At 64.4% G+C, this 3,860-nt stretch carries 2 protein-coding genes; both read left to right on the top strand.

Going from position 1 to position 3,860, the window contains the following annotated elements; all coding sequences use genetic code 11:
• Positions 1-334: 334 nt before the first annotated feature.
• On the top strand, positions 335-1,435 hold the full coding sequence (gene recF, locus VA603_RS10605) for a DNA replication/repair protein RecF (protein WP_132864059.1): 1,101 nt from the start codon (positions 335-337) through the stop codon (positions 1,433-1,435).
• 109 nt (positions 1,436-1,544) lie between these two features.
• The coding region (gyrB, locus tag VA603_RS10600; RefSeq protein ID WP_323438800.1) for a DNA topoisomerase (ATP-hydrolyzing) subunit B at positions 1,545-3,860 on the top strand (2,316 nt) is incomplete at its 3' end.

Here is a 3,860-nt window from a genome sequence, read left to right as displayed (position 1 = left end):
AAAAGTGGCCGTCAAGCCTGTGGATATCTGTGCATAAGGTGATCTCTGTGGAAAAGTGCCAAATTTATCCACAGATTGCCAAAGTTATACACAGACCTTTCCCCCAGAGCTGTCCCGCGAGGAAAAAGCCTCCAAGAACAGCCCACCGCGAGCGGGGCGTGATTTCGTGAAATCTGAAACGGCGTGAAGGGTTGGATGCTGCAGAATTCGCGAAATTGCAGGTGTTCCACGTGGAGCGCCTGGGCGAGCGTATTGCCCGCACCCCGTTGGCAGATGCTTTAAGCTGCGCCCTTGTCCGCCGCGGATGGCGCGGTGGTTGGGTACTTGAGCGTCAATGCATATCGTCCGTGTTGCCCTGAACCGCGTCCGTCGGTTCGATTCGGTGGAATTGGCGCCCCGCCCTGGCATCAACCTGATTACCGGCGCCAATGGCGCTGGCAAGACCAGCCTGCTGGAAGCGCTGCATCTGATGGCCTACGGCCGCAGTTTCCGCGGGCGCGTACGCGATGGCCTGGTCCAGAAAGGCGCGGACAGCCTGGACGTCTTTGTGGAATGGGAAGAGCGCGGAGCCGGCGGTGAGACCGTAGTTCCACGCCGAGCTGGGCTGCGTCATGGTGGCCAGAGTTGGAAGGGCCGTCTGGATGGCGAGGATGTCGCGCAACTGGGCACACTGTGCGCCGCGTTGGCGGTGGTGACCTTCGAACCGGGCAGCCATGCCCTGGTCAGTGGCGGGAGCGAGCCCCGTCGTCGCTTCATCGATTGGGGATTGTTCCACGTGGAACCGGACTTTCTCCCCCTGTGGCGGCGTTACACCCGGGCGTTGAAGCAACGCAACGCGCTGCTCAAGGCCGGGGCCCCGGGCTATCAGCTTGATGCCTGGGACAGGGAATTGGTTGAAGCGGGCGTGCCGCTGACTTCGCGCCGCCAGCACTACGTGGAACGTCTGCAGGAGCGGGCCATTGCCATTGCTGCCGATCTGGCCCCGACCTTGCAGTTGCAGACCCTGGAACTGCTGCCGGGGTGGCGCCGCCACGAGGTATCGCTGGGGGATGCCCTGCTGCTGGCCCGCGAACGTGACCGCAATGCCGGCTTCACGTCGGTGGGACCACATCGCGCGGACTGGGATGTGGGCTTTGCGCAGATCCCAGGCCGCGACGCGCTGTCCCGCGGGCAGGCAAAGCTGACCGCACTGGCCTGCCTGTTGGCCCAGGCCGAGGACTACGCTGCCCTGCGCGGTGAATGGCCGGTCATTGCGCTGGATGACCTGGGCTCGGAACTGGACCGCAATCATCAGCGGCGGGTGCTGCACCGCCTGGCGCAGGTGCCGGCCCAGGTGTTCATCACCGCCACCGAAGTACCGGCAGCCCTGGAAGAAGAGCTGCGCCCGGCGGCAATGTTCCACGTGGAACACGGCACGCTCCAGGCCGTGGTTTGAGCCTTCAGGGCGGAAATCTGCCCGGTAGGTATAATCGGAACGTCACCCCTACCCCTCATGCCCCTGCCGTACCGGCAGTGCATGACCTGCGGAGCCTACGGCAAGCGCAATGAGCGAAGAACAGAACACCCCGGCCACGAACGGCAATTACGACGCCAACAGCATTACCGCCCTGGAAGGCCTGGAAGCGGTCCGCAAGCGCCCCGGCATGTACATCGGCGACGTCCATGACGGCACCGGTCTGCATCACATGGTGTTCGAGGTTGTCGACAACTCGATCGACGAAGCGCTGGCAGGTCACGCCGACAACGTCACCGTCACCATCCACGCCGACGGTTCGGTGTCGGTGTCGGACAACGGCCGCGGCATCCCGGTCGGCAAGCACGAGCAGATGAGCAAGAAGCTCGACCGCGAAGTGTCCGCGGCCGAAGTGGTGATGACCGTCCTGCACGCCGGCGGCAAGTTCGACGACAACAGCTACAAGGTTTCCGGCGGCCTGCACGGCGTCGGCGTCAGCGTGGTCAATGCGCTGTCGGAGAAGCTGATGCTGGATATCTTCCAGGGCGGCTTCCATTACCAGCAGGAATTCAGCCACGGCGCGGCGGTGCGTCCGCTGGAAAAGCTGGAAACCAGCGACAAGCGCGGCACCACCGTGCGCTTCTGGCCGTCGGTGGTCGCGTTCAACAACAACGTCGAGTTCCACTACGAGATCCTGGCGCGCCGCCTGCGCGAACTCTCGTTCCTCAACTCCGGCGTCAAGATCGCCCTGGTCGACGAACGTGGCGAAGGCCGTCGGGATGACTTCCATTACGAAGGCGGCATCAAGAGTTTCGTGGAACACCTGGCCCAGGTGAAGACCCCGCTGCACCCGAACGTGATCGCGGTGACCGGCGAGTCCAACGGCATCGTGGTGGAAGTGGCGCTGCAGTGGACCGATTCCTACCAGGAAACGATGTACTGCTTCACCAACAACATCCCGCAGAAGGACGGCGGCACCCACCTGGCCGGTTTCCGTGCCGCGCTGACCCGTACGCTCAACAACTACATCGAGCAGAACGGCATCGCCAAGCAGGCCAAGATCAGCTTCACCGGCGATGACATGCGCGAAGGCATGATCGCGGTCCTGTCGGTCAAGGTGCCGGACCCGAGCTTCTCCAGCCAGACCAAGGAAAAGCTGGTCAGCTCCGACGTCAAGCCGGCGGTGGAAAGCACCTTCGGCGCCAAGCTCGAAGAGTTCCTGCAGGAAAACCCGAACGAAGCCAAGGTCATCGCCGGCAAGATCGTCGATGCCGCGCGTGCCCGCGAGGCCGCCCGCAAGGCGCGTGACCTGACCCGCCGTAAGGGCGCGCTGGACATCGCCGGCCTGCCGGGCAAGCTGGCCGACTGCCAGGAAAAGGACCCGGCGCTGTCGGAACTGTTCATCGTCGAGGGTGACTCGGCAGGCGGCTCGGCCAAGCAGGGCCGCAACCGCAAGAACCAGGCGGTGCTGCCACTGCGCGGCAAGATCCTCAACGTGGAACGCGCACGCTTCGACCGCATGCTGGCCTCGGACCAGGTCGGTACGCTGATCACCGCGCTGGGTACCGGCATTGGCCGCGACGAGTACAACCCGGACAAGCTGCGCTACCACAAGATCATCATCATGACCGACGCCGACGTCGACGGCGCCCACATCCGCACCCTGCTGCTGACGTTCTTCTACCGGCAGATGCCGGAGCTGATCGAGCGCGGCTACGTCTACATCGGCCTGCCGCCGCTGTACAAGATCAAGCAGGGCAAGACCGAGCTCTACCTCAAGGATGACCCGGCGCTGGATGCTTACCTGGCCAACAGCGCGGTGGAAAACGCCGCCCTGGTACCGGCCACCGGCGAGCCGCCGATCGAGGGCGTGGCGCTGGAAAAGCTGCTGATGGTCTACGCCGGCGCGCAGGATGCGATCGAGCGCAACGCGCACCGCTATGATCGCGGTCTGCTCGAGGCACTGGTCGATTTCACCCCGATGGACCTGCAGCACCTGCGCAGCGCCGGTGAGGGCGAAGGCCTGGATGCGCTGGCCAAGCACCTCAACCAGGGCAGCCTGGGCACGCCGCGTTTCACCCTGACCCTGCAGGAACCGAACGAACAGCGGCCGGCGGCCGTGCTGGTGACCCGTCGCCACATGGGCGAGGAGCACATCCAGGTATTGCCGTTGTCCGCGTTCGAGTCCGGCGAGCTGCGTCCGCTGCACCAGGCGTCGCAGCTGCTGCATGGCCTGATCCGCGAGGGCGCGACCATCAGCCGTGGCAACAAGAGCACCGAGGTGACCGGCTTCGCGCAGGCGCAGGCCTGGTTGATGGAAGAGGCCAAGAAGGGCCGCCAGATCCAGCGCTTCAAGGGCCTGGGTGAAATGAATCCGGAACAGCTGTGGGACACCACCGTGAACCCG

Source organism: Stenotrophomonas capsici (assembly GCF_034961085.1).
GTDB lineage: Bacteria > Pseudomonadota > Gammaproteobacteria > Xanthomonadales > Xanthomonadaceae > Stenotrophomonas > Stenotrophomonas capsici.
The sequence above is the reverse complement of the archived record's forward strand: the minus strand, read 5'-3'. Positions and strand labels throughout refer to the sequence as shown.